This window comes from Gluconobacter albidus (assembly GCF_002723915.1).
Taxonomy (GTDB): domain Bacteria; phylum Pseudomonadota; class Alphaproteobacteria; order Acetobacterales; family Acetobacteraceae; genus Gluconobacter; species Gluconobacter albidus.
Map to the genome: position 1 here is coordinate 176719 of NZ_BEWL01000002.1, position 24980 is coordinate 201698.

Annotated in this window: 20 protein-coding genes; 13 read left to right on the forward strand and 7 right to left on the reverse strand. The window is 57.2% G+C overall.

Annotated features, from left to right (window positions below; genetic code table 11):
- Nucleotides 1-15 precede the first annotated feature (15 nt).
- Nucleotides 16-1308: an NAD(P)/FAD-dependent oxidoreductase gene (locus tag GAL01_RS03755; protein WP_062029383.1), complete on the reverse strand. Its 1293-nt coding sequence runs from the start codon at nt 1306-1308 to the stop codon at nt 16-18.
- 446 nt (nt 1309-1754) lie between these two features.
- On the opposite strand from GAL01_RS03755, the gene GAL01_RS03760 reads away from it, so the two are divergent.
- On the forward strand, nt 1755-4634 hold the full coding sequence (locus GAL01_RS03760) for an outer membrane beta-barrel protein (protein WP_062029382.1): 2880 nt from the start codon (nt 1755-1757) through the stop codon (nt 4632-4634).
- A 95-nt stretch (nt 4635-4729) separates the two neighbouring features.
- On the opposite strand, the gene pgm is transcribed toward GAL01_RS03760, so the two are convergent.
- Complete coding sequence (gene pgm / locus GAL01_RS03765) at nt 4730-6376, reverse strand: phosphoglucomutase (alpha-D-glucose-1,6-bisphosphate-dependent) (RefSeq protein ID WP_062029381.1); 1647 nt, start codon at nt 6374-6376, stop codon at nt 4730-4732.
- 431 nt (nt 6377-6807) lie between these two features.
- On the opposite strand from pgm, the gene GAL01_RS03770 reads away from it, so the two are divergent.
- The 3 genes from GAL01_RS03770 to GAL01_RS03780 all read left to right on the forward strand — a co-directional run bounded on the left by GAL01_RS03770 (nt 6808) and on the right by GAL01_RS03780 (nt 11623).
- On the forward strand, nt 6808-9432 hold the full coding sequence (locus tag GAL01_RS03770) for a plasma-membrane proton-efflux P-type ATPase (RefSeq protein WP_062029379.1): 2625 nt from the start codon (nt 6808-6810) through the stop codon (nt 9430-9432).
- Nucleotides 9433-9461: 29 nt separating this feature from the next.
- On the forward strand, nt 9462-10298 hold the full coding sequence (locus GAL01_RS03775) for a polyphosphate kinase 2 family protein (RefSeq protein WP_062029377.1): 837 nt from the start codon (nt 9462-9464) through the stop codon (nt 10296-10298).
- Between the two features lie 68 nt (nt 10299-10366).
- Nucleotides 10367-11623 carry an ArsB/NhaD family transporter gene (locus GAL01_RS03780; RefSeq protein WP_062029375.1) on the forward strand — a complete coding sequence of 419 codons (1257 nt, stop codon included), beginning with the start codon at nt 10367-10369 and terminating at the stop codon, nt 11621-11623.
- A gap of 94 nt (nt 11624-11717) precedes the next feature.
- On the opposite strand, the gene GAL01_RS03785 is transcribed toward GAL01_RS03780, so the two are convergent.
- From GAL01_RS03785 to GAL01_RS03795, 3 genes are read right to left on the reverse strand one after another with little or no spacing between them, the layout of a single operon-like run.
- Nucleotides 11718-12620, reverse strand: coding sequence for a delta(1)-pyrroline-2-carboxylate reductase family protein (locus tag GAL01_RS03785; RefSeq protein WP_062029372.1), 903 nt, complete (start codon nt 12618-12620; stop codon nt 11718-11720).
- 40 nt (nt 12621-12660) lie between these two features.
- Entirely contained in the window at nt 12661-13014 is a 354-nt protein-coding gene (locus GAL01_RS03790; protein ID WP_062029370.1) for a RidA family protein, read from the reverse strand.
- Between the two features lie 33 nt (nt 13015-13047).
- A complete protein-coding gene (locus GAL01_RS03795; protein WP_197458977.1) occupies nt 13048-13923 on the reverse strand; it encodes a D-amino-acid transaminase in 876 nt (291 codons plus the stop codon).
- 202 nt (nt 13924-14125) lie between these two features.
- Between GAL01_RS03795 and GAL01_RS03800 the strand changes: the two genes are divergently transcribed.
- Nucleotides 14126-15442, forward strand: a complete 1317-nt coding sequence (locus GAL01_RS03800) for a dihydroorotase (protein ID WP_062029368.1) — start codon at nt 14126-14128, stop codon at nt 15440-15442.
- Nucleotides 15443-15445: 3 nt separating this feature from the next.
- On the opposite strand, the gene GAL01_RS03805 is transcribed toward GAL01_RS03800, so the two are convergent.
- The gene (locus GAL01_RS03805; RefSeq protein ID WP_062029366.1) at nt 15446-16339 is read right to left on the reverse strand and encodes a LysR family transcriptional regulator; all 894 of its coding nucleotides are present in this window, start codon (nt 16337-16339) and stop codon (nt 15446-15448) included.
- 150 nt (nt 16340-16489) lie between these two features.
- Here GAL01_RS03805 and GAL01_RS03810 point away from each other — a divergent pair, with 150 nt between their 5' ends.
- Genes GAL01_RS03810 through GAL01_RS03845 form a run of 8 tightly spaced genes read left to right on the forward strand, consistent with a single transcriptional unit; the run spans nt 16490 to nt 23733 of the window.
- Nucleotides 16490-17443 (forward strand): N-carbamoyl-D-amino-acid hydrolase, encoded by a 954-nt coding sequence (locus GAL01_RS03810; RefSeq protein WP_062029363.1) that lies wholly within the window; start codon nt 16490-16492, stop codon nt 17441-17443.
- Nucleotides 17443-18255, forward strand: a complete 813-nt coding sequence (locus GAL01_RS03815; protein ID WP_062029361.1) for an ABC transporter substrate-binding protein — start codon at nt 17443-17445, stop codon at nt 18253-18255. The genes GAL01_RS03810 and GAL01_RS03815 overlap by 1 nt, the downstream gene beginning before the upstream one ends.
- Complete coding sequence (locus GAL01_RS03820; RefSeq protein WP_062029359.1) at nt 18252-19088, forward strand: amino acid ABC transporter permease; 837 nt, start codon at nt 18252-18254, stop codon at nt 19086-19088. The genes GAL01_RS03815 and GAL01_RS03820 overlap by 4 nt, the downstream gene beginning before the upstream one ends.
- Complete coding sequence (locus tag GAL01_RS03825; RefSeq protein WP_062029357.1) at nt 19085-19867, forward strand: amino acid ABC transporter ATP-binding protein; 783 nt, start codon at nt 19085-19087, stop codon at nt 19865-19867. Before GAL01_RS03820 ends, GAL01_RS03825 begins: the two co-directional genes overlap by 4 nt.
- A 36-nt stretch (nt 19868-19903) precedes the next feature.
- Nucleotides 19904-20788 carry a polysaccharide deacetylase family protein gene (locus GAL01_RS03830; RefSeq protein ID WP_062029354.1) on the forward strand — a complete coding sequence of 295 codons (885 nt, stop codon included), beginning with the start codon at nt 19904-19906 and terminating at the stop codon, nt 20786-20788.
- On the forward strand, nt 20785-22242 hold the full coding sequence (locus tag GAL01_RS03835; protein WP_062029352.1) for an amidohydrolase family protein: 1458 nt from the start codon (nt 20785-20787) through the stop codon (nt 22240-22242). The genes GAL01_RS03830 and GAL01_RS03835 overlap by 4 nt, the downstream gene beginning before the upstream one ends.
- 11 nt (nt 22243-22253) lie before the next feature.
- Nucleotides 22254-23090 (forward strand): ABC transporter substrate-binding protein, encoded by an 837-nt coding sequence (locus GAL01_RS03840; protein WP_169926401.1) that lies wholly within the window; start codon nt 22254-22256, stop codon nt 23088-23090.
- On the forward strand, nt 23080-23733 hold the full coding sequence (locus tag GAL01_RS03845; protein ID WP_062029348.1) for an aspartate/glutamate racemase family protein: 654 nt from the start codon (nt 23080-23082) through the stop codon (nt 23731-23733). The genes GAL01_RS03840 and GAL01_RS03845 overlap by 11 nt, the downstream gene beginning before the upstream one ends.
- Here the strand turns inward: GAL01_RS03845 and GAL01_RS03850 are convergent.
- Nucleotides 23723-24976 (reverse strand): MFS transporter, encoded by a 1254-nt coding sequence (locus tag GAL01_RS03850; RefSeq protein ID WP_062029345.1) that lies wholly within the window; start codon nt 24974-24976, stop codon nt 23723-23725. The two genes, GAL01_RS03845 and GAL01_RS03850, sit on opposite strands and share 11 nt — an antisense overlap.
- Nucleotides 24977-24980 lie beyond the last annotated feature (4 nt).

A 24980-nucleotide genomic window follows, 5' to 3' on the forward strand; every position in this document is an offset into this window, starting at 1 on the left:
GGGGCCTGCTTCTCCTCAGTCCAGCCGGACTGAGGGGCGGACAAAGGTTTCGACCCAGTCCGAATAACAGGACATCAGACCCCGGTAATAGCCGAAAAGTTCCATCTGGTGCTGCCGGTAGAGCATCAGATGCGCCATGCGTGCCGAGAAGCCGTGTGAAATGCCTCCGCCCCAGACGGTGCCGCCGGGGAGGGCCGCCCAGCCGTTATATTTTCCAAGAGCCACGATCGCACCCTTGTTATGGAAGACGCAGCCTGGGACTTTCCGCCCATGTTCGATCCATGCGGGGAGATACCGGGCAAGATGTTTGGCCTGCTGTCCCGCGACCTGAGCCGTGGCGGGCAGGGGGTCATCCTGAATGAAAGAGCAGTCTCCAAGCGCGAAAATACGTTCGTCATCAATGGATGAGAGGTTCGGATTGACGAGGATCTGACCAGTGCGGTTGATCGTCAGTCCGCCATAGGCGGTGGTGACTTCGGGGGCTTTGACGCCTGCCGCCCAGACACGCAGCTTGGCGGGGACGTAGGATCCGTCTTTCAGAATAAAGCCGTGGGCATCCGCCCCCGCAACGCGGGCATTGGTCTGAACGGTCACGCCGATATGCTCAAGTTCCTTCTGGGCAGCCGCAGAAACGGATTCCGGAAAAGCGGGAAGGATACGCGCGCCTGACTGAAGCAGCGTGACATGCAGCTTGGGGGGCGCCTTGCCGAAAGCGTGCAGATTATAGGGTCCAACGATCTCCAGAGCCTTGTGCAGTTCCGCGGCAAGCTGAACGCCGGTCGCACCGCCCCCGACAATCGCGATGTCCAGTTCCGAGGTGTTGGCGAACGCGCGAAGCAGTTCCATACGGAATTTCTCGTTGAAAGCGTTGGCCTCCACGAGATTGTCGATGGACATGCAGTGATCTTTAACGCCCGGCGTGCCGAAATCATTGGCGCAACTGCCGATCGCAATGACGATGGTGTCATACTTCATGCGGCGGCTTTCCAGAATGACCGAACCGTCGGCTTCCAGAAGCGGGCTGAGGATCACTTCGCGGTTTTCGCGGTCAATGGAAGCAACTTCGCCGGGCCAGAACTCAAAATGATGACCGCTGGCCTGTGAGATGAAATTCACCTTGTCGTTTTCATTGCTGAGCGTGCCGGAGGCAAAGCAGTGCAGCATTGGTTTCCAGACATGGGAGAAGCTTTTGTCGATCAGCGTGATACGCGCTTTTCCGGGTTTCCCCATCGACTTTCCGAGGCGTGTTGCGAGAGAAAGGCCGGCAACACCACCTCCGACAATCAGGATTTCAGGTCGAGACAGCATCGGTTTTCAGGCCTCCGTTGAGGGGACGGGCATCAGAAAAAGATACACGGGGAAAAGCTGTTCACGCCTCGCCACGGCAGTAAACAGTGAGGTTCGGAAGAGACTATTATGGGCATTCCGGATATGACGAAAATCATATTCAGGTGACTGTAATAAAGTCCGATGAGTTCTTTCCTGTTTCGCGTAATTTCAAATAAGCGTGATAAATTTTTACAAAATATACTGAAAGGGTTTTTCGCCCTGTCGCATTCCCCGTAGCGGGAAAGTCACGCTTTATTTGGAAGATCTAGAACCAGAAAATATCGTGGGCTAGTGCAAAATTGACAGAAAATGTCATTACAGAACGTTAAATGAAACAAAAGATTAACAAGAGAAATAATCAGAAACCAGTAAATGTCCCGCGCAGCGAGAGTAGATCTCCGTTTATTCCAGTTCAAGGCTCCAGAATGTCTTTCTCAAGTCGGTCTTTCGCGTTTGCGATTTCAGTTTCCGTTCCGTGTCTTGTGCCTGTTGTTGCTTTCGCTCAGGATTCACAGAACGTTTTTTCTCTCCCTGCCCAGTCCCTGACATCCGCTCTGACGGCTTTTAGCCGGCAGACCGGTGTGCATGTCGCCTTCGATGCCAATGCGGCAAACGGTCTGCGCTCTGCCCCCCTTTACGGGAAAATGGACAATCTGAAGGCCCTGCGCAGGCTTCTTGGCAAACATGCCTTCAAGGTTGAGGTATCCAATCCGAAAAACATCACCTTGCGTGCAGGGGCTTCCAGAAAATCGACCAGTTCTGAAGCTGATATGGTGGACAACCTGACTGTAAGGGGAAGTCGCCATGAATTGCGGACCAAGCGTAATTTTGCAGGTGTCGTTGATTCGATCACTTATGATGATGCGTCCAATCTGGGCGGGGCGACGTCCATGGCCCAGTTGCTGACGCAGCTTCCGGGTGTCACGGGGATCCGTAATGGCGATGAACCGCGTTATATCAGCGTGCGCGGCGTCTCCTCGGATCTTAACCAGACGACACTGGATGGTATGACGCTTGCAAGTATCAGTGACGGCGGCAGCATCCGCAGGCGCGTGAATATGCAGAACATTCCGGCCGAAATGACCGGGGAAGACGATATTTACAAAACTTTTACGGCTGAACAGGATGGGGGTGCTATCGGTGCGGTCATCAACATGAATCCGCGCAGCGCCTTCGACCATGACGGGCTCTATAAATACATCAATGCATACGGGATTTACGGAACCGAAAAAGGATCGGCGGGCGCCAACCGAATTCCCGGGATGTCGCCGCATTTTGGACAGGGCGCCAAGGCTGTTTTCTCTGACCGGTTCGGGAAACACAAGGAATTCGGCATCATGACCTCATTCCGGTATCAGAGCCGGACCCGGAACACGACCAAGAAGTGGCAGGAAGACAGCTACAATTATTATAATACCAAGGGAAAAATCCTCAGCCCCAATGATCCAAGCACGCCGGGCTGGAATGGCATGACCGCCCCTCGCTATGTCGATGGCGGAAGTTATTCAAATAATCTGAATTCTCTGGGCGGCGCCGCGCGTCTTGAATGGCATCCCGAAAACAGCGGATTCAGTGCCTCCGTTATGGGATATGCTTACGAGAGGTGGGAAAATTCCTTTATGGAGCACAACGAATACCTGCTTGATGATACAGGGATCTGGAACCAGACCCCGACTTCCGGCCGTGAATACATCTACCGTGCCCGGACGATCGGCCGGAAAGACAACTGGCAGATGAATACCAATGGTGTTCTGGGAAATCTGAGCTGGCACGACAATATCTCGACGCTGAAATTGCGTGCGGGATACACATGGGAAGATTATTATAATCACGAACCCTATGTGACTGCCCGGGTGTATCCGAAAGAGACTGCGAAAGGCGCTGTTTACGCCGATTATACGATCAACCGGGAAAACGTGGCCAATCTCGTCGACATTATCGACATGAACAAACTCCTCAACAGCGGTTACGCGTTCCAGACAGTTCAGCAGGAATACGATCGTGATCATGAAGGGGTTACGAACGTTCGTCTGGATTACACCCGCAATCTCAGTCCGGATTTTCACGGATTTGGATTTGCGAGCGGTTTTGAATGGAGAAGTCTGAATGCCACCAATTCTTCAGATCAGCTCTGGTACAAACCCGGTGGCAGTGCGACATCCAGCATGTTCATTCCGGATATGCAGAACCCGAACGGACCATTTTTTGACCTGACGAATTTCCCTTGGGACAAGCAGACCCTTGATCCGGCCAAATCCAAAAATTACACGCAGCTGGCCTATTTCCGGTATCAGGAACAGCTTTTTGATGGGTATGTCTCGCTGCACTACAAGTGGCGGAACTCACAGATCATAGCCGGTGTTCGTGCTGACTCGGTAAATTTCAACGCCTTTATTCCAGGTACTGACAGTTCGTCGAACCCGACAGGGAAAATTGACAAAAACCGGGGTGGCTACATCAATCCGCTCCCTTCCGTGACGTTTGTGCATGAATTTCCAAAGAACCTGATTCTGCATGCAGTTTATAGTCAGTCGGTTGGTCGTCCGCAGCCAACGGATCTTGCACAGGCTGCACAATATAGCTGTGGTGACTCCCAGAATACGCAGCCTGGAGATATCAACTGCTCGCTGTCACGGGGAAATCCTAATCTGATGCCGCGCAAAGCGCAGAATTTCGATATTTCCCTCGATAAATTCTTCAATCGTGGAAGAGGCGTCTTCAGTGTCGCTTACTTCGACAAAATGATCAAACACGACATCTATACAACCAGATCGACGGAAATCATCAATGATGAGCTGACCTACGTCACGCAGCCACGAAACGCCAACAACTCGTCTCTGATGGGGGTCGAGGTTTCGGTGGTGGATAAGAGCATCAAGGGACCGTGGAGGCAGTCGTTTGACATCAATGCCAGCGGAACCTGGATGCGCGGCCGGATGACGTATCAAGGTGTGAATGTTTCATACAAGCTGAAGCAGCTGACCGAGCAGCCTTCATATGTCTTTAATGGTAGCGTGACATGGCACATCCCGCAGATCCGTGGTGCCGTCAAAGCGTCCTTTTCGTATTCCGCGAAGTATCTTGAAGGCCTCAATGACGACCCGACGCAGATGTATGGTTACGGCTCGCAGCCAAGTCTGGATATCGGAGCCTGGAACGATATTACGGACAGTCTTCGCCTGAAATACGAAGTCTATAATCTGGCCGGATCGCATACGCGGATGTATTACGGCGAGCATCTCAATCGGCTGGAAGCAAAAGAAGATTACGGCCGCAGCATCTATTTTGAACTGGTTTACAACTGAGGAGAATTCACGTCGTCAGGACAAAGTCTGTCCTGACGCGTGATCTTATGCCCCGCTGCCATTGCCCCCGGAGTTTGCTCCGGGGGCAACGTGCTTCAGGCGGCGAACACTTTTGAAATGGCGTCCTGTGCTTCCTGCTGAATGGCGCGCAGGTGATCCGCACTGACGAAACTCTCTGCATAGATCTTGTAGACATCTTCCGTGCCAGACGGACGGGCGGCGAACCAGCCGTTTTCGGTGACGACTTTCAGCCCGCCGATCGGAGCATCATTACCCGGTGCGCGCGTCAGCTTGCTGATGATCCTGTCACCGGCCAGCGTCTCCAGCGGGAACTGTTCGGGCGCGAGCTTGCTGAGCTTGGCCTTCTGTTCAGGATTGGCGGCCGCATCGATGCGCTCATAATATGGGGTGCCGAGGCGGGTGATGATCTCGTGATAATGGACGCTCGGGTTCTTGCCGGTCTTGGCCGTAATTTCAGCCGCCAGCAGGCCCAGAATGAGGCCATCCTTATCGGTGGTCCAGACTGAACCGTCGCGTCGCAGGAACGTGGCGCCTGCGCTTTCCTCGCCGCCAAAACCCAGAGATCCGTCCATCAGGCCGGGGACAAACCACTTCAGGCCAACCGGGACTTCGACCAGTTTGCGCCCCATCTCGGCAGCAACACGGTCGATCAGGCCGCTGCTGACGAGTGTCTTGCCCACGCCGAGTTCCGGGCTCCAGTCCGGACGGTTCTGGAACAGGTAGGAAATGGCCACAGCAAGATAGTGGTTCGGGTTCATCAGGCCGTCGGGCATGGCGACGATGCCATGGCGGTCCGCATCCGTATCATTGGCGAAGGCCACGTCGAAGCGGTCTCCCATCTCGATCAGGCGCGCCATGGCGTAGGGGGAAGAGCAGTCCATGCGGATCTGTCCGTCCCAGTCGGCTGTCATGAAAGAGAAGGTGGGGTCCACCACATCGCTGACAATGGTGGCATTGAGACCATAGCGGTCGATAATGGGCTTCCAGTACGCGACGGCTGCGCCGCCCAGAGGGTCGATGCCGATCTTAACGCCGGCGTCCCGAATGGCCTGCATGTCGATGACGGAATCCAGATCGTTCACATAAGGTGTGATGAAATCGTAGCCCTGGATGCAGGCTTCCTGCCGCGCCTGTTCATAGGGCAGGCGTTTGACGTCTTTCAGGCCGTTGGCGAGGAAGTCGTTGGCCATGTCCTGAATGGCTTTGGTAATGGATGTATCTGCGGGGCCGCCATTGGTCGGGTTATACTTGAACCCGCCATCTGCCGGAGGGTTATGGGATGGCGTGATGACCACGCCATCGGCGAGGCCCGTGGTGCGGCCCTTGTTGTAGGTCAGGATGGCATGGGAAATGACCGGCGTCGGCGTATAGCCGTCATGTTCGTCAATCCGTACGTCAATGCCATGGGCCGCGAACACTTCGATTGCGGATTTCTGTGCCGGCCCCGAAAGCGCGTGGCTGTCCATACCGATAAAGAGGGGGCCATCAATTCCTTCGGCCTTGCGATGGCGACAGATGGCCTCGCAGATAGCGAGGATATGGTTTTCGTTGAAACTGGTGTGGAGCGAGGAGCCGCGATGGCCCGAGGTTCCGAACGACACGCGCTGCGTGGAGACGGCCGGATCGGGTTTGCGATCATAATAGGCCGCGATCAGGGTGGGAATGTCGGTGAGCTGGGAAGAGGAAAGTGTTTTTCCGGCCAGAGGACTGAGATGGGCCATTGCTTCAGAGTTCCTTGCATCCACGTTGCAGCGTTGCCGTTCGTTGGCAGTCATAACGCATGAACGCCCTGTATGGGCGTGTCGTTCAAGGCAGGAGAACGTGTATCCGGAGCGATGTCCAGAGAGATGCGCCCATTTCATGAAGATTGAACATCAAGCGGTTCACGGGAAGCCAGACTTGAAAATATCCTTTTGGAATTTTGAGATATTTTTAAAATTTACGAATTCTTAAATAAAGTCAAATCAATGAAAGTCATAAATATCTATGCAATAATATATGGGAATACTTTAATAATAAAAGTTCCAAACCGATAAAAATTTATTTTTGTCATTGCAATAAATTTTTCCGCATTTTAACGAATGATTCTACTTCGATAAAATATTCTCCGGGTATTGCAGAGTAAATTCATTTATATTTTTTGGAGCTTGTTATGTCATCTCCTCCATTGAGTCCTGAGGCACCCACTGCGCCTAAAGGGTCTGTGAAAGCACAAGCGACAGGTCAGGCGGGTCGTTCGACGACTTTGGATGCAGCGGAAATTTCAGCAAAAATTTCAGAATTAAAAACATCTTCCAAGGGGCTGACGTCGATGGAAGCTCAGGATCGTCTTGCCAAAGACGGTCCGAATGCCATTCAGGCCCATGAAGAAAGCCGCTGGAAAAAGCTTCTCGGCTATTTCTGGGGACCAATTCCCTGGATGATCGAAATTGCAGCGGTTATCTCTTTTCTGCGCGCAGACTGGCCGGATTTTTTCGTTATTTCCGGCTTGCTTCTCTACAACGCGGCCATCGGATTCTGGCAGGACAACAAGGCAGCCAATGCACTTGCTGCTCTCAAAAAAGGGTTGGCTCTCAAGGCGTCTGCATGTCGCGACGGGGTATGGGCCGCCATCGATGCGACTGATCTTGTGCCGGGGGATGTTGTAACGGTTGCATCGGGAGAAATCGTTCCCGCAGATCTTCTGTTGATTGACGGAAAATATCTGTCTGTCGATCAGGCGGCTCTGACTGGCGAATCTTTGCCGGTTTCGAAAAAAATCGGCGATGGCGCTTATTCCGGGTCGATTGCGCGTCAGGGGTCCATGATTGGTCTGGTCGTCGCGACAGGAAACAATACCTTTTTTGGTCGTACAGCAAAGCTGGTCGCATCGGCGGGTAGTAAATCGCATGCAGAACAGGCCGTCCTGCGTATCGGCGACTTCCTGATTGTCCTTGCGGCGGCGCTTGCCGTTGTGCTGGTCGGGGCGCAGCTCTGGCGGGATCTGGCCCATAACGGCGCCTGGCATTGGAGCGAGGCGGGGGCGATTGCACAGTTTGTACTGGTGCTCCTTGTGGCTTCCGTGCCGGTTGCCATGCCTGCGGTCATGTCTGTGACAATGGCGCTCGGAGCCCTTGCGCTTTCGCGACAGAAGGCCATTGTTTCACGCCTGTCCGCGATTGAAGAACTGGCGGGCGTTGATGTGCTGTGCTCGGACAAGACCGGAACACTCACGCAGAACAAGCTGACACTGCAAGCCCCGATTCCCTTTGGGACCGCAAAGGCCGACGATCTTGTCATTGCCGCCGCCTTGGCGACGCGGACGGAAAGCACGGATGCCATTGATCTTGCCGTTCTCAAGGCACTCCCTGACAACAATCCTCTGGCCGCATACAAGCGGGTGGATTTCATTCCGTTCGACCCCGTCAACAAGAAGACAGTCGGCATTGTGCAGGATGCTGCCGGACATAAGATCCGTTACGCCAAAGGGGCACCACAGGTTATCGCGACACTGTGCGGGATGAAAGAAGAGCCGGTTGACTCGAACGACAGCTCTCCAGCGACGGAATATTTCGGCAAGGTCTCGGAGCTGGCCAGTCACGGTACGCGCTCGCTGGGTGTGGCGGTCTCGCATGACGACGGGACGAGCTGGACCTTGCTGGGGCTTCTGCCCATGCTGGATCCGCCTCGTCCGGATGCGGCGGCGACTATCGCTCAGGCGAAAAAGCTGGGCCTGTCCGTAAAAATGGTCACAGGTGACGATGTCGCAATTGGCTCTGAAATTGCGCACCAGCTGGGGCTGGGCGAGCATCTGCTGAAGGCGACGGATATATTTTCATCTGATATGAACCCGAATAAAATTCCGGTTGATGCAGCACGTGCGGTGGAAGCCGCAGATGGGTTTGGGCGGGTTTTCCCCGAGCATAAATTTGAAATTGTCAAAGCCCTCCAGGAGCGTGGGCACATTGTTGCCATGACAGGTGACGGGGTGAATGACGCGCCTGCTCTCAAACAGGCCGACTGTGGTGTCGCCGTGAGCGGCGCAACGGACGCCGCCCGTTCGGCAGCTGCGCTTGTCCTGACAGCGCCAGGGCTCTCGACAATCGTGAATGCGATAGTGGAAGCCCGGGCGATTTTCGAGCGTATTACGTCATATATCTATTATCGTATCGCAATGACGATCGACATTATGTTTCTTGTTGTCGCCTCGTATCTCGTCTTCGGTTTTCAGCCTTTGACAGCTATCATGATTGTCGTCCTGGCTCTGCTTGACGATATTCCGATCATGACGATTGCTTATGATAACGTCGTAACCTCTGCCGAGCCGGTGCGTTGGGACATGCATCGCATCATTACGTTTTCTTCCATCATGGGCATTGCATCCCTGGCTGAAAGCTTTGGTCTTTTGCTGCTCGGAATTGCCTGGATGCATACGCCCTGGCTGATGGATATCGTTCCTCTTACGGCCGCTCATCTTCAAACGATGATTTTTCTGCAGCTGGCTGCTGGTGGCCACCTGCTTCTGTTCGTCGTGCGGACGCGGCATATGATCTTTCGGCCGCCTTATCCCAGTCGTCCGCTATTTCTGGCAGTGGTTGGAACGCAGATCGTGGCTGTGTTGCTCTGTGTCTTTGGTATTCTTGTTCCCGCATTGCCATGGATCATGATTGGCGTTGTCTGGATCTATGCCCTGATCTGGATGGTCATCATTGATCTCATCAAAATCGTTTCCAGTTCTCAAATAAAGCGTCGCGAAGAGAACAGCCTGAAACTCGGTCAGCCTGTTATTCACAACTAAATATAAAATTTAAAAAAAGGATATCTGTTATGGATTTGCGTCGCAAATTGATCGTCAAGCCGGGAACCACGGTTCGCCTTAAAGATGTCAACGCATCTTATCACGCTCACTACAAAACAGAACATGACGCCGACAAGGATATTGAAGAACATCAGGCACGTGTCAGCGCCTATCAGCAAAAACTATATGCCGAAAAAAAGCATGCCCTTTTGATTGTTCTTCAGGGAATTGATGCGGCTGGTAAAGATGGTACCTGTTGGCACGTCATGAAAGCGATGAACCCTCAGGGCACATCCGTGCATGGCTTCAAACAGCCAGCGGAAGAAGAAAAGCTCCATGATTTCTTATGGCGCGTTCATCCTTATACGCCTGCCCGAGGACAGGTCAGTGTGTTTAACCGATCGCATTACGAAGATGTGTTGGTAACCAGAGTGCATGATCTGGTTCCCAAAAAAATCTGGTCAAATCGTTATGACCTGATCAACGATTTTGAAAAAATGCTGGTTGCGAACAATGTGACCATTCTGAAGTTCTTCTTATATATTACGCCGGAAGAACAGTTGGAACGCTTTCGTCAGCGTCTGAATGATCCGGCCAGACAGTGGAAAATCAGTGATGCTGATTACAAGGAGCGGGAGTACTGGGATAAATATACTGCCGCATATCAGGACATGATGGAAAAATGTTCAACAAAGCATGCTCCTTGGTACATTATTCCATCCAATAACAAATGGTTCAGAAATCTTGCCGTGTCTAATATTATCTGGAAAACCCTTCAGGACATGGACCTGAAATTTCCGGAACCTACTGTTGATATTGAGAAAATCAGAAAAGAATATCATCACGCGAAAAAGGAAAATATCTAATTCCGAGGCTCAGGGGCGGCCTTTTTGTTTGGGATTTGAGATTCCCGGTTTCTGGGCTGGTATGATTGATGAATATAACGCTTTTTATTTTCCTGATGGTTTATCTGGCAATGGGGCTGGGCAAATTGCCCGGCTTCAAAGTCGATCGTACAGGCGCGGCCATGATTGGTGCCATGGCGATGATGGCTGTGGGCAGTATAGGTGCCAAAGCTGCATGGGTGGCAGTCGATTATCGAACCATCGGTATGCTTTTCGGCTTGATGGTCGTGTCGGGTGCCTTCGCTGAATCCGGGTTTTATGAATGGACAGCACGCAAGGTTGCAACGCTTTCTGTAGGGCCAATAGCACTTCTGGCCGTCTTTGTAGCGGTGTCCGGTTGCCTGTCAGCGTTGCTGACGAATGATGTCGTTGTGGTGGCCATGACGCCTCTTCTGGTCTCCGTAACTTTGGCGCGTGGCCTTAATCCGGTTCCGTTTCTGCTGGCTTTTTGCTTTGCCGCCAATACAGGATCAGCCGGGACTTTAATTGGGAGCCCGCAAAATATGATTGCAGCCCAGGAACTCGGGATTTCATTTACAGGCTTTTTATCTGTCGCTGGAATACCGGCCTTGCTGTCCTTGCCTATTGTATGGGGGATTGTTGCCTGGATGTATCGTGGAAAATGGACTTTAGAACATGCAGGAGTTTCCAAGGAAAGAACCGGAACAAAAACGGAGCAAACTCCCTTAAATATTCAGGAGACCTGCAAAGCAATATTTATAACCATTTCCGTGATTATCGCATTTGTTTTGGATGTTTGGCCAAAAGAGCTGGTCGCGTTGACGGCTGCTGCAATTCTTCTTTTGAATAGAAAAATTTCATCGAATGATGTTCTCCGTAGAGTTGACGCAAATCTTTTATTGTTGATATCAGGTCTGTTTATCGTCAACGCGGCATTATCAAAAACAGGTTTGCCACAAAATATTCTACACCATCTTCATGGCTATGGAATTGATTTGAATGATCCCCTGTCCCTGTTTCTGACGAGCGCAACTTTGAGTAATATTATTGGAAACAACCCTACTGTCATGTTGCTGGTCCCATTCCTGAATTCAGGTGAAAACGTGAATGCCGTGGGGGCTGCTTTGGCACTGGGAACAGGTTTCTTCAGCAACCTGATCATCTTTGGCAGCCTTGCAGGGATTATTGTTGTCGAGCAATCAGCGCGCTGCGGCGTGAAGATTTCATTCGGGACTTTTACGCGCGTGGGGGCCCCAATCTCTGCCGCCTGTATGTTGATGGCTGCAGGTTGGATCATTTTCCTGACGAGCCACCAGTCATACTGATGCCAGGAGGAATGAGGCTGGGCGGATACCATTTTTGATACCCGCCCGGTTTGACCGTCTCTGTAATAGGGGGAAGGCGTTACGCTCTGGCTTGCTATGCGGCTGACTTCGTCAGGCATTCCATGGCAAGTCGGCAGGCTGCGAGATCCCACGCGGCACAGCCGACGCTTTTGAAAAAGACCGGCTGGTCCTGCTCAGGCTTCTCCTCAAGGAAATCCGCCAGAGCCCACACCTCTGACCAATTTTTCCCGGCCTGAAGAATGTCCCCCGCTTCGTGGGGTGCGCCAATGGGATCATCGACAACGCAAAGACTTTTCAGGACGATCCCCGGTCCGATCTCGATCATGTCCGGTTTGTATGCACCGACACCGATCACCAGTGTTTCCGGCGCAGCCTCCTGATCGAAAAGGATTTCCCGGCTGCTGGTGACGGAAATGACCGCATCGTAACGGTCTGCTGTCTCTCTCTCGGCCTGAATGCGAAGAGCGGGGTAAGGGCCCTCGATCAGGGACTGGATACGCTGCGTGTTCCGCCCACGGATCGTCACGGAAAGGCCCGGATAGAGCTCATTCAGTGCTTCAAGATGAACCCGTGCCTGTGCGCCGGTCCCGATGAGCAGAACGTGTTGAAGGCGTTTTGGTCGAAAGCAGGACAGTCCAAGCATCGAGATCGCGGCGGTGCGCCGCTCGGTCGCGGTAATGCCGTTCATGGCGAACAAAAAACGTCCGTTTTGCCCATCCAGACACGTCACCTGTCCCTGAAGGGTCGGTAGAGCGCTATTTCCGGGAAAAATGGTCAACAGCTTGTGTGCGATCAGGTCCGGCCCACAGGCCACCATCGACAGCACCGTTCCGGTGCGGTCGGCGGTCGGCACGACAAGGCGTTCCGGACAGACGATGGTCCCGTCCCGATATTCCGTAATGGCTGTTCTCAGCGCTGCGATCAGGGGCTGAAAGGGCAGGGCCTGTCGTGTTTCATCGGCAGAGAGAAGGCGCATGGAGGCTCCGGGACAGTGTCAGGGGAAGGGGAGTTTTGCCTCAGGAGCCGAGGCGTGCAACCAGCGTCATTTCGACTTTCCAGGCGGGGTCCACCAGACGGGCTTCCACCGTGGCCCGTGCAGGCTTGGCGTCCTGATCGAGCCAGGCGTCCCACGCTCTGTTCATCGCGCCGATCTCGGAAATATCCGTCAGGAAGATCTGGACGGAGACGATGTCGCTTTTCCGGCTTCCGGCCTGTGCCAGAAGGCTGTCAATCTGATGGAGGACGTTGGCGGTCTGGCCTTCGGTGTCCAAGGTTTCGTCGGTGGTCACCTGACCCGCAAAGTGGATCATGCCATTGCAGATTACAGCGCCGCTGAGGCGCTCGTGAGGATCCAGACGTGTGATCGACATTGCTGATGGTCCTTGTTCTTGGGGAAGGAAATTTCAGGAAATGATTGCGGGCAGCTGCATGACGTCCTGCAGATAGGCATCATAAAGACTGCGGAAAACCGGACCGGGAGCACCGCCGCCGACACTCACACCATCCATTTCGATAACGGGGACGGCGATCGTCGAGGCACTCGTGTAAAAGACTTCCGTCGCGCACAGAACGTCCGCCTTTGAAAACGGCCGCTCCACGATCGTCAGACCGTGACGTTTGGCAATTTCGATGATCGTGCGTCGCGTAATGCCTGGAAGAATATCCTGAGAAAGATTGCGCGTAATCAGCTCGTTGCTCGCACTGACGATGAATGCGGTCGAGGAAGCGCCTTCGGTGATCTCGTCGCCATCCAGCATCCAGGCCTCGTTCACCCCGGCCTGTTTCACGGCGTGCTTGGCCATGACCTGCGCCAGAAGCGATGTGGACTTGATGTCCCGTCGCGCCCAGCGCAGATCGGGCACGGTAATGATCCGCCCCCCGGTTTTGATGACCGGATTGGACTGGACCCGGTTGAACTGCGGGAACATCACCACGGTGGGCTCAAGACCGTCCTTGTACTGGAAAGCCCGTTCGGCCACACCGCGGCTGACCTGAATATAGATCAGCCCGTTGCGCAGTTCATTGCGGCGCATGAGTTCGGTCTCAACGCCAGTCCATTTCTCGATGCTGAACGGGTTGGCAATGCCGATCTCTGCCAGTGAGCGGTCCAGACGCCGGAGATGGTGGTCGTTATCCACCAGACGCCCCTCAATGACGGCCGTCACCTCATAGACGCCATCCCCGAAAAGAAACCCGCGATCCATGACAGGAATGACGGCCTCCCGAAGAGGAACGAATTTACCCATAACGAACCCGATACGGTTGTCGACAGTCGACACGATCCCTCCACTGCAAGCCGGTCTGTTGAGGTCTTGTATAAAAGAAGTTTCCCGCGCTGGCGTATCGGATATCCGGACTGGCTATTCATGGGCGTGATAGTGACCCACAACTGCCGATAGAGCGGACACTGGACGCACTCATGCCTGACATGGAGTATTTTTCGACCCGATATCATTCCCAGAGCAGGCAAGGACGACCCTCATGGACCATTTCGATCTCATTCTGAAAAACGGGACTGTCGTCACCTCGTCGCAGGAACGCGCCGATATTGGCTGCCGTGACGGAAAGATCGTCGCCATCGGAGATCTCGGTCGCGCAGAGGCAACCGAAGTCATCGACTGTACTGGTCTGCACGTCCTGCCCGGCATCATCGACCCGCATGTCCATCTGCGCGAACCGGGCAATGCCAGCGTCGAGACCATCCATGACGGAACGAGGGGCGCCATTCTTGGCGGCGTGACGGCGGTTTTCGACATGCCGAATACGGCGGAATCAGTGGTTTCCCAAGAGGTTCTAGACCGCAAGCGCGCCATGATTCCGGGTAAGAGCTGGTGTGATATCGGCCTCTATGTCGGGGCGACGAAGAAGAACATCGACACGCTGGATATACTCGAAGTCCAGGACAATGTCTGCGCGATCAAGGTCTTTGCTGGATCATCGACGGGTGATCTTCTTGTGGAGGACGATGCCAGCCTTGAAGCCCTGATGCGGAACGGAACCCGCCGCGTCTGCTACCATTCCGAGGACGAAACGCGCCTTCAGGAACGCAAAAAACTCTTTTCCGTCGGTCAGCCCTATCGCGCGCATATGGAATGGCGCGACGTCGAATGTGCGTTTCTCGGCACACGCCGCCTGATGTCGCTGGCCCGCAAAACGGGGCGCAAGACGCATATCCTGCATGTCTCCACCGCGGAAGAACTCGCCTATATGCGCGATTTCAAGGATATCGGAACGGTCGAGGTTCTGGTCAATCACCTTACGCAGGTCGGACCGGATGTTTACGATCGCCTTGGGGGTTACGCGATCATGAACCCGCCCATCCGTGACCAGCGCCACTACGATGCGTCCTGGGCGGCGGTCAATGCGGGAGATGTGGATTGCATCGGCTCCGATCATGCACCCCATTCCCGTGAGGCCAAGGAACGCCCTTGGCCGCTGACTTCTGCGGGTCTCACGGGCGTGCAGACGCTTGTCCCCATCATGCTTGATCATGTGAACGCCGGTCGTCTGCCGCTTGAGCGGATGGTATCGCTGATGTCCGCTGGTCCCGCGCGCGTCTATGGCGCGGTCGGGAAGGGGCATATCGCTCCGGGCTATGACGCGGACTTCACGATCGTCGATCTCGCGCATCGCCAGACAATCGAGGAAAGCTGGATTACGTCTCCCTGTGGCTGGACACCGTTTGCAGGGATGTCCTGCACCGGCTGGCCTGTCATGACGGTCATTCGCGGTCAGGCCGTCATGCGCGAGGACGAAATCATCGGATCGCCCCGCGGTGCGGTCGTGTCCTTTTCCTGATGCTCAAGGCTCTTTGGGAAGATCGGTCACAACCTCGCGGACGCGCTCCAGAAAAAAGCGTCCAAGTCGTGAAAGCGAGCGGTTCTCGGACCATATCGCATACGCGGCGACGGGAATGGCCGGTGCAAAGGGGCGACTGACGAGTTTGAAGCGCCCCGACGAGGCCGTCAGCGGGTCCACAATTGCGACCCCCGCATTGGCTTCCGCAAGCGTACAGGCTGTGTTGGCGTAGCGGACTTCGGCAGAGAAGGTGAAACCCTCGTCTTCCTGATCGAAGGCCGCGCGTGTGGCTTCCCCGAGCTTGGTGCCGGATTCCAGGGCGATGAAATGATAGTCCCGCAGGTCCCAGGGGCGGATCTGCCGGCGTTCGCTGAGCGGATGGCCCGGCGGCATGACGCAGACCATCTCGCCGCGATACAGAACCTCCGACGCCAGCCCCGGCTTGCCGCTGAAGCCGAGCGCAAATCCCAGTTCCGCCTTGTGGCTTTCCACACTATTGACGACGCCTTCATAGCGCCGGACGTCGAAATACGTCCGGATTTTCGGCCGAAGGGACTGCGTGCGCTGGATCGCCGTTGCCAGCATCCCGTATCCGATCGGCGGTGTGGCCACGAGCCGGAGCTGCCCGGCCCGGCTGTCCCGAAGATCCTGAATCCGGCCTTCGAGCCGTTCATGCAGATCGAAGATTGCCTCCGCGTCATCCACGATGATCGTGGCTTCAGGCGTCGGGTAAATCCGGTTGTTGACCCTCTGGAACAGGGCGAAGCCCACCTGATCCTCCATCGTGCGGATGGCATTGCTGATCGCAGGCTGCGACAGCCCCAGAACGCGCGCGGCTGCGACGGTTGTGTTGTGGCGAATGATTGCCCGGAGGATCTCGATCTGGCGGAGGTTCATCTATAAGTTTTTTGAATATGAAGGTGGGATATCTGATTAGCGGGATTATTGAGCTAACCGAAACAAAATGGCAATGAATTTGTAACCGGCCGGTGTGCGAAGGGGTTCGCCGTCGTGCTGCATATGAGACCCGGACGAGAGAAAATGACTATGGGACGGATCATTCGGATTGCCGCAGCCCAGATGGGCCCGACACAGAAAGCCGATGCGCGGAGCCATACGGTCGGGCGCATGATCGCCCTTCTGGAAGAGGCAGCCTCGAAAGGTGCCACGCTCGTTGTCTATCCCGAACTCGCGTTCACGACATTCTTCCCGCGCTGGCTGCTTGAGGGAGCGGAGCTCCTGAAGGAATACGAGCGTTCCATGCCCAATCCGGAGGTCCAGCCTCTGTTCGATCGGGCCAGGGAGCTCGGCATAGGCTTCTATGTCGGCTACGCGGAGATCACGTCCGAAGGCGAACGTTTCAATACCAGCATTATTGTTGCGTGCGACGGCACGATCCTTGGCAAGTACCGCAAGGTCCATCTGCCGGGTTCGGTCGAGCCAAGGCCCGGCGCGCAGTTCCAGCAGCTCGAGAAGCGCTACTTCGAATATGGCGATCTCGGTTTCCCGGTTTATCGTGCGGGAGCGGAATGGTCCGGTGCCCTTATCGGCATGCTGATCTGCAACGACCGCCGCTGGCCGGAAGCCTGGCGCACGCTGGCCCTGCAAGGCATGGAACTGCTCTGCGTGGGCTATAATTCCGCCGCCTACGATCCAAACGGCGGCGATACCGAAAGTGCGGATCTGCGCACCTTCCATGCGCAGCTCGTCGCGCAGGCCAATGCGTATATGAATGCCTGCTGGGCCGTAGCCGTGGCAAAAGCGGGCGACGAGGACGGGTCCTGCCTGATCGGCGGAAGCTGCATCGTTGACCCGAACGGCCAGATTGTTGCCGAGACCACGACTCTTGCCGACGAAGTGATTGTCGCGGACTGTGATCTTGATCTCTGCCAGCAGGGCAAGACCAAGATGTTCAACTTCGAGGCACATCGGCGGCCGCAATGGTATACCCGCATCACAAGCCAGACGGGCGTCATCTACCCGGAGGACGAAATCGGCTGATGACGTCGACATTCCGGACACTCCTGTCTCTGACGGCCTGTCTCCTCTGGGGGCATGTGGAGGGCGCACAGGCGTCTTCCGGAGTGCTCCGGATTGCGGTTAATCCGATTTATCCACCGCTTGAATTCCGCGATCCGGTCACGGACCGCCTGACCGGTTTCGACATTGATTTCGGAAATGCCCTGGCGGCCCGCATGGGTGTGAAGGCCGAATGGGTCGAGACGGCCTTCCCTCAAATGATCCCCTCGGTCCAGAGCGGCCGCACCGACATGATCCTCAGTGGATTTTCCGACCGTCCCGAACGCCGCGCCTTTCTGAATTTTCTGGACTATCTCAAATCCGGCGCACAGGTCCTCGTCCTGTCACAGGGCGATGTCCGGAGCCCCGAGATGCTGTGCGGCCAAAAGGTCGCCGCCAGCCGCGCCACATCCTTCCCGTCCATGATCCGGCAGTGGAGCCACGATCACTGCGAGGCGCAGGGACATCCCGCGATGGTGTTCTACCCGTCCGAAAGCGGGGCCGACGCCCGGATACAGCTCCTTCAGGAGCGCGTCGCGGCCATGGTGCAGGGGGGCGAGACGGTCGGATATTTTATCGACATCACCCATCACGCTTTCCGCCGACTGGGAAATCCGCTGTCGAACATGCTGCTGTCGATGGCTTTTCCCAAAGGACAGACTGCGCTTGAGGCACAGGTCGCGCACGCCTTCGCCGATCTCAGGGCAGACGGGACCTACGCACGCCTTCTCCAGCGCTGGTCCCTTCAGGACGCCGCACTTTCCGACCCGGACTCAGACGGATCAACACCATGACCAGAATGACAGAGTCTTCCCGGCTTCTTGCCCTGCCGCGTGGAAGGGGTATTGCATGGACGCAGATCGCCTCGGGCGTCGTGCTGCTCGCCCTCTGCGTTTGGATCATCCATGCCTTCGCCGTCGGGCAGATCGAATGGCGCTATGTCGGCCAGTTCCTGTTCGTGCCGTCCATCCTGCGCGGCGTTGGCGCCACGCTGCTGATGGCGGTATGCGCCATGGCGCTGGGCATGGTCGCGGGTATTGTTCTGGCGCTGGGCCGGCTGTCCACGGCGTGGCTGCCGCGGATCGTCTCGGGGCTGTATGTCTGGTTGTTTCGTGGCGTGCCGGTCATTCTGCAACTGCTGATCTGGTTCAACCTCGCGCTGATCTTCCCGCATGTCACCCTGCCGGGCATCGGCTCGTACCGGACGGTCGATCTCATGACGCCGTTTCTCTCGGCGCTGTTCGGGCTGGGCCTCAATCAGGCCGCCTATATTGCCGAAATCTTTCGCGCCGGTTTCCAGAGCGTGGATCGCGGACAGTATGAAGCCGCGTCCGCCATCGGCATGACGCGCCTGATGGCCATGCGCCGCATCATTTTCCCGCAGGCGTTCCGGACGGTCATCCCGCCGCTGGGCAACGAATTCATCAATATGATCAAGCTGACCTCGCTCGCCAGCCTCATCCAGTATCCCGAAGTCCTGCATAATGCGGAGACGATCTATTACGCCAATACGCGTGTGATCGAACTGCTGATCGTCGCCGGGTTCTGGTATCTGGCCGCCGTGACTGCCCTCTCGCCGTTGCAGCATCTGCTTGAACGCCGCTTTTCACGAGGAAAATCCTCATGACCGAACCTGCGATCTGGATCAGGAACCTGCACAAATCGTTTGGCACGAACCCTGTTCTGAAGGGTGTGTCGCTCGATATCCCACCGGGACAGGTCGTGTGCGTCCTCGGCGGTTCCGGGTCAGGCAAGACGACGATGCTGCGCTGCATCGCCCAGCTTGAGACAGCGGAAGACGGACTGATCGTGATGAGCGGCGAACTGCTCGGCCTCCGGGAGCGGAACGGACGACTGGTCCCCCGAAGCGCGCATGACATTGCCCGTCAGAGACGTCTGGCCGGTATGGTTTTCCAGCGTTTCAATCTCTTCCCGCACATGACGGCGCTTGAAAACGTCATGGAAGGGCCGGTCCGCGTGCAGAAGCGCGCGGCTGCGGAAGTCCGGTCCGAAGCGCTGGAGCTTCTGCGCAGCGTCGGGCTGGAGCATCGCGCGGATCATTATCCCGCGCAGCTTTCCGGCGGCCAGCAGCAGCGCGTCGCCATCGCCCGCGCGCTGGCGCTGAAACCCACCGTCATGCTGTTCGACGAGCCGACCAGCGCGCTCGACCCGGAATCCGTAGGTGATGTGCTGGCCGTCATGAAAAGCGTCGCGGCCAGCGGCGTGACGATGCTGGTCGTCACCCATGAACTCTCTTTCGCCCGGGAGGTCGCCGATCGCATCCTGTTCATGGATGGTGGCGTCATTCTGGAAGATGCCCCAACCGCCGACTTCTTTGGAACCCCACGCGAAGACCGCACACGCGCGTTCCTCGCCGCGGTTCTCGGCCAGAAAACCACTGCCTGATCCTTAGGCCTGACTCTTCACACGCGGAGATACCCCATGACTCGCAGTTACGACGACGTTCCGATCCGCCCCTCGAACCTCGCAGGGCCAGCGCCGGAATTCCCCTGGCCCCACGGCATGCGGGCTGCGATGATGCTGTCCTTCGATATCGACGCCGAAAGTGCCATCACCAGCAAGGACCCGTCCCACGCGGACAAGCTCGTCTCGATGTCCTATGGCGGCTATGAAGCCCGTGTCGGACTGCCCAAGGTCCTCGAACTGCTGCGTGAACTGGACCTCAAGGCCACGTTCTTCACGACCGGCTGGGCAGCGGATGCCTACCCTGCGATGGTGGAAAGCGTTCTGCGCGACGGCCACGAAGTCGGCCATCACGGCTATCATCACCTGCTGCCCGATCCCGGATCGGCGCATATCGAGGACGAACTGGCGCGCGGTTTCGAGGCGCTGGCCAAGCATGGTGTGCGCCCTGTGGGCTACAGGGCGCCTTATGGCGAAAGCTGTGACGAACTGCGCACGGCGCTTAAGCGCGAAGGCATTCTCTATTCCAGCTCATGGCGTGATGATGTACGCCCCTACCGTCAGATCCTGCCGGACCTGACGGCGGGCGTCGTCGAGCTGCCGCCATCCTCCTGTTTCGATGACTGGATGCACGGCCTCAGCACCCGCTTTGGCGCGCGCTCGATCTTCCCGAAGGAACACGTCCTGTCCATGTGGAAGGATGAGCTGGACGAAACCCGCGCCTGGGGTGCCATGGTTGGCACCGTCCTGCACCCGCTGGTCAGCGGCCGTCCGATGCGCCTGCGCCTGCTGCGCAATTTCCTGCTCTACACGATCGAATGTCGTGACGTCTGGATCGCGACCGGAGAGCAGATCGCCCGTCACTTCGAGGCGTGTGAAGCGGCCGGGTCGACCGCACCATGACCGCCCGTCCGATCCGCATTTCCGGCCTGCGGCAGGCCGTCCTGTGGGACGAGCGTAGTGCGGGGCATGTCTATGCGCCCGACACCGACCTCGTGATCGAAGGTGACAAAATCGTCTTCACTGGCCCCGCATCGGAACTGCCGGACGTGTATGCCGCATTGCCGGTCGATGTGGACGGGCGCGATCTCATGGCCATGCCGGGGCTGGTAGATGTCCATTCCCACCCGGCGACGGAACCCATGAGCCGGGGCATGTTCGATGAACTCGGCTCGCCCGGCCTGTTCTATTCGTCCCTGTACGAATACATGCCGGTCTTCCGCGCCGATGCCGCCAGCAAGCCGGACTGCGCACGCGTGGCCTACAGCGAAATGCTGCTCTCGGGCGTGACCACGATCGTGGACCTGTCCACGCCATGGGCCGGGTGGCTCGATGCGGCGACGGAAAGCGGGCTGAGGGTCTGTCTGGGGCCGATGTTCCGCTCCGCCGCGTGGAAAACTACGAACGGCTATACCGTCGATTACAGCTGGAGCGAGGACGGCGGCCAGCGCTCGATGGATGAGGCGCTGGAAACCGTGGACGCTGCACAGGCCCACGCATCGGGCCGTCTGTCCGGCATGATCGTCCCCGCCCAGATCGACACCTGCTCCCCCGAAATTCTGAAAGCCTCCTTCGCCGCGGCCGAAAAACGGGACCTGCCGTGGCAGACCCATGCGGCGCAGTCAATCGTCGAGTTTCAGGAAATCACCCGCCGCCACGGCATGACGCCCGTTCAGTGGCTCGACAGTCTGGGCGTGCTCTCCAGCCGCAGCATCGTCGGCCATGCGATCTTTCTGGACGACCATCCGTCCACGCCCTGGCACACGAAACGCGATCTCGACATCCTCGCCAGCCGGGACGCGGGTGTCGCGCACTGCGCTACGGTTTTCGCCCGGCGCGGCTACGTCCTGCGCGATTTCGGGCGCTACAAACGCGCCGGAATCCGCATCGGTCTGGGGACGGACACCTATCCGCACACCATTCTCGATGATCTGCGTCTGACAGCCTATCTGGGCCGCGTGCAGGAACAGAGCCCCGAGGCCGTCTCCACGCGCGACGTGTTCGATGCCGCCACCTGCGTTGGGGCCTCGCTGCTTGGACGGGACGATATCGGCCGTCTGAAAACCGGTGGTCCGGCCGATCTGGTGCTGGTCGATCTGTCGCATCCGATGATGCGCCCCTCGATCGATCCGGTGCGCTCGCTCATTTTCTCCGCCGATGACCGCGCCATCCATTCCGTCTACGTGGCGGGCCGCAAGGTCGTGGAGAAGGGGAGGGTGCTCACGATGGATTATGAAGGTGCGACTTCCCGTCTGGTCGAGGAGCAGGCGCGGATTGTCGGCTCCGTTGCCCAGCGTGACCGGCTGGGCCGGTCCGTGGAAACACTCGTGCCGCCCACCTTTCCGACCCGCCGCTGATGTGCCGCGCCATGCCCCCGTTTGTAGCGCGGTTCATGCCGCACTTCTTCGCGGTCATCGCGCTTCTGGGTCTCGGTGCCGCAAAAGCCGAGGCCCCTGATCTCCCGCTGGGGCTGTATCCCAGCTATCCGCCGCTCGACATGCGCGACACCACGACGGGCGTGCTCGAAGGCTTCGATGTCGATCTCGCAACGGCCCTGAGCCAGCGGATGGGCATGACGCCCCGGATGGTCGAGACGGGTTTTGCGCAACTCATCCCCTCCCTTCTGACGGGGCGGATCAGGATGTTTTTCAACGGCATGGTGGATACGCCCCTGCGACGCCAGAGCGTGTCCTTTGTCGATTATCTGCAATCGGGTTTTCAGTTCGTCACCCTCTCCGGAGATGATCAGGCCCCGTCCAGCCTGCCTGAACTCTGCGGCCGCAGGGTGGCGGCCAGCCGCGTGACCTCCGTTCCCGCCGAGCTTCTGGCTTGGAGCGATCGTAACTGCGTGGCCAAAAATCGTCCGCCCGTCCTTCTCTTCGCGACCGAAAACTCAGCAGATGCGCGGCTCCAGCTTCGCGAAGGCCGCGTGGTTGCTGCCCTGCAAGACAGCCTGACGCTTCCCTGGACGGTTGAAATCAGCGGCCACACGCTTCAGGCTCTGGGTGAGCCGTTTCATCTGAGTCCTTTGGGCATCGGCCTACCCAAAGGGGACGCCGCCTTCACCTGCCGCGTCTCAAACGCGCTTTTGGCGCTTCAGCAGGACGGAACCTATCTGTCCCTGATCCATAAATGGCACCTGCCCGAAAATGCTGCCCTTCCGGCGCAGCCCGTTCCCAAGGAGTGCACCGATCATGCTCCCTGACCGTATTCTCGTTATCAACCCCAATTCTTCGTCTCAGGTGACGCGTGCGATTGATGCCGCGCTTGCTCCGATGCGCGAGCGCACGTCCTTCCGGATTGATGTGATGGATCTTCCCGAAGCCCCACCGGGTGTTGCGTTGCAGAGCGATGCCGACGAGGTCGCGCCGCTGGTGCAGCGCGCCATCCGCGACAACCCGGCAGAAGCCTACGCCATCGCCTGTTTCAGTGATCCGGGCGTTGCGGGCGCGCGCGAAAACACACCGGGCGCCGCAGTCCGCGGGATCGGGGAAAGCGCGATCCTGCACGCCCTGACGAAGGCAGACCGCTTCGGCATCATCGCCCTGTCCGAAAAATCGGTCTTCCGTCAGCGCCGTCTGGTACGCGGAATGGGCGTGGGTGAGCGCTATGCCGGCAGTCTCGGCATCGGCACCACGGCTGCCGGGGCCACGGATCATGCGCTGCTCGACAGGATGGTTGATGCGGCAAAACGCCTCGTCGATCAGGGCGCCGATACGATCCTCATGGGCTGTGCAGGCATGGCGCATTTCCAGCCGCATCTTGAAGACATCTGCCAACGCCCCGTGATCGAACCCACCCGCGCGGCCGTCGCCCTCCTGATCGGAGACCTTACCCTCAGGCCCTGATAGGTGCTCGGACACAGGCCAGCGCTCCAACCCCCGCCAGCCCCAGAAACACCAGCATCCCATCCGCCAGCCACCAGTCCCCGAGAAGCGTAACACTCCACGACATGGCCAGCGGCACCACCGCAACGGACAGGTTCCCCAGAAACTGCGTCCACGATGACACCTGCGCCGTGGATGCCCCGCCGAACTCCTGTACGCAGGACCAGATCGAGATCTGGCCTAATCCCAGAAATGCTGCGGCGATGAGGGCGAGAGGGAGCATGGCTGTGCCGCTCGACATCATCAGGGCCACGGCCAGAAAGGCTGTCCCGCCGCCGAGCCCTGCGATTCCAAGCGGAACCCGTGCGCGCCATTGCGAAAAACCCGCGCGCAGCAGCATGTCCGACGCGACGCCGCCCAGCAGCTTCGACAGCAGAATGACAAGATAGGATGCAGAAACGTACCAGGCGACATGGCTCATGTTCAGGTGGAATGTGTTCCTCAGGTACAGGGGGAACAGGGCCAGAAAAAATCCTTCGACGCCCATGAGACAGAAATAGGCCCCTCCGATACTGAACAGGCGGGACAGGGCGAAGGGTTCTGTCATGCTGGCCCTGTTCTGCGGCACGGAAGGTTCTGCCGCTTTGCGGCTGTAGGCCAGAAGAATGCCGAAGAGCAGGATCCCTACTGTTCCGTAGATCGCAAAACACAGACGCCATGACAGCGATGTCATAAGAAAAACGGAAAGAGGCGCGCCCACGACGGCTCCAAGGGAGAGTGCGGCCAGCAGGATTGCGATGACGGAAGAGCGGTGAATGGAACTGAAGCGTTGCTGCACGGTGATGAGTGCGGCCGTCCAGTCCGGCGCCTGCCCGATGCCGAGGAGCGCGCGGCACAGGATCAGTTCTGCGATCGTGGTGGCAAAGGCCGTGGAAAGCAGGGCAACGGACCAGAACAGGCAGGCCAGCGCATAGGTCCGGGCCGCGCCCAGTTGGCGGCAGACCCAGCCAGCGGGGATCTGGCAGAGGGCATAGGTAAAAGAGTATGCGGAAATGACATTGCTGATCTGCCCCAGACTGCAGCCGAGGCTGTTCTGGATCTGGGGCGCCATGACGACCATCGCCTGTTTGTCGATGGCCATCAGGAATGTCGCGGGGAGAAGAACCAGTCCGAGAATGCACCAGGGACTGTTCCAGTATCCTCTTGTCCTCAGGTCGTGGTCCAGATCGTGGCGGGCAGGCGGGAAGGCATCTGGACTCTGCATCGTT